At 69.0% G+C, this 1839-nt stretch carries 2 protein-coding genes; both read right to left on the reverse strand.

Going from position 1 to position 1839, the window contains the following annotated elements:
* Positions 1–946, reverse strand: a 946-nt coding sequence (locus ACE3TU_RS21960) for a histidine kinase dimerization/phospho-acceptor domain-containing protein (protein ID WP_374627981.1), incomplete at its 3' end; no start/stop codon positions are given.
* Positions 943–1605: a response regulator transcription factor gene (locus ACE3TU_RS21965; protein ID WP_374627982.1), complete on the reverse strand. Its 663-nt coding sequence runs from the start codon at positions 1603–1605 to the stop codon at positions 943–945. The genes ACE3TU_RS21960 and ACE3TU_RS21965, both read right to left, overlap by 4 nt.
* Positions 1606–1839 lie beyond the last annotated feature (234 nt).

Raw genomic sequence — 1839 nt, forward strand, 5'->3', positions numbered from 1 at the left:
ACAGCGACTGCACATCCCGCACGACGAGGCGCAGCACCGGCAGCAGATCGTGCGAGCGGGCCGAGCGGGCGAACCCGGCCTCGAGGCGCGCCCGCTGCAGCAGCTTTTCGGACAGTTGCGAAAGGTGGCGCAGCGCCTTCTCGATCTCCCGCAGCCGCGCCGTGTCCCGGCCGTCCCCCAATTCGATGGCGAGGCGCTGCACCTGCGCCAGGGCCCCGGCGATCGGCGTGCGCAACTCGTGCGCACTGCTCGCCGCGAAGGCCCGCTCGGCATCGAGCGCGGCCCGCAGGCGTTCGATCAATTCGCCGATGGCCTCGGCGATCGGGGCAAGCTCGACCGGCTGATCCGTTGTGTCGATCGGGGCGAGGTTCGAGCGGTCCCGGCTGGCCACGTCGCGACGGAGCCGCTCGACCGGCCGCATGGCGAGACGCACCGCGTACCAGATGCCGGCCGCGATCAGCGGCAGCAGGGCCGCCAGCGGCCACAGCAGGCCGCCAATGCTCTCGGCCAGCGCCTCGGCGCGATGCTCGGTACGTTCGAACACGACGATGCGGAAGCTGCTGCGCCGATCGGTCAGGGCGAAGGCGCGCCGACCGTCGATGTCGGAAAACCCCTCGACGACGGCCGCGGCGAGAATTTCGTCCGGCACGTCGTTGCCGCGGACGACGACGGCACCGTTGGCCCGCAGCACCGCATAGGAGAAGAACGCGTCCTCGGAGTCCTCGCCGCCGACGCGCAGTTCCTCGTCGTGTTCCTCCGGCTCGCGCAGCCGGTGCACGGCCAGCGGCAGCAGGCGAAAGGCGCTCTGTTCGAGTGACTGGTCGAACGCCTGGCCGAGTTCGCGATAGACCACGTATCCCGAGATGGCCGCGGCCCCCAGCCAGAGGATCGCCGTCATCAGCGAGAGCCCGATGGCCAGCCGCCAGGCGATGGATGACCGCCTCATTTCCCGCTGGCCACCTGGTAGCCCATGCCGCGGGCGGTCGTGACGAAATCGCGCCCGAGCTTCTTGCGCAGCCGGCTCACATAGACCTCCACGGCGTTGCTCTCGATCTCGGCACCGAACTGATAGAGCGAGTCCTCGATCTCGGCCTTAGTGACGATCGCGCCGCGGTGGCGCAGCAGGCGCTCGAGCACGGCCCATTCGCGCGCGGTGAGCGGCACCGGCTCGCCGGCGATCGCGACCGTGCGACGCCCCAGATCCACCGTGACGCCATTGACCTCGACGCCGGGGAGCGGGCTCGCCGCGTAGCGCCGGGCGACCGCGGCAATGCGGGCGGTAAGCTCGCTGAGATCGAACGGCTTCACCAGGTAGTCGTCGGCGCCGGAGTTGAGGCCCTCGATGCGAATCGCCACCTGGTCCTGCGCGGTCGTGATGATCACCGGGACCGCATTGCCCGCGGCGCGCAGCTGGCGCAGCAGGTCGAGACCGCGGCCGTCGGGCAGGTTGAGGTCGAGCAGGACCAGCTCATAGGCAACCGCGTCGAGGGCGAGCCGCGCATCGTCCAGCCGCTGCATCCAGTCGGCACTGTGTCCGGTCGAGTTGATGTGATCCCGGATCGCCGCGCCAAGCACATGGTCGTCCTCGATCAGCAGCACGCGCACCTTGGCCCCCGTTTCCGCCATTGTCATGCCGCCGATTGCTGACGGCAGCCTGAAGGCGCGCCGTTCCCGGCTTCAGTGTGCTGTCAGCTTCATGGCGTCTGCTGCCGGCAACGACGATGAACCAAGGTATATCAGAAATGCGCCAGCTCACCGCCCTGCTTCTCGTGGGAACGGCCCTCTTCATTCCGGGCGTCGCCTTCGGCAAGGATATCACGGTCAGCATCGACCTGACTC

Source organism: Devosia sp., from assembly GCF_041917035.1.
GTDB lineage: Bacteria > Pseudomonadota > Alphaproteobacteria > Rhizobiales > Devosiaceae > Devosia_A.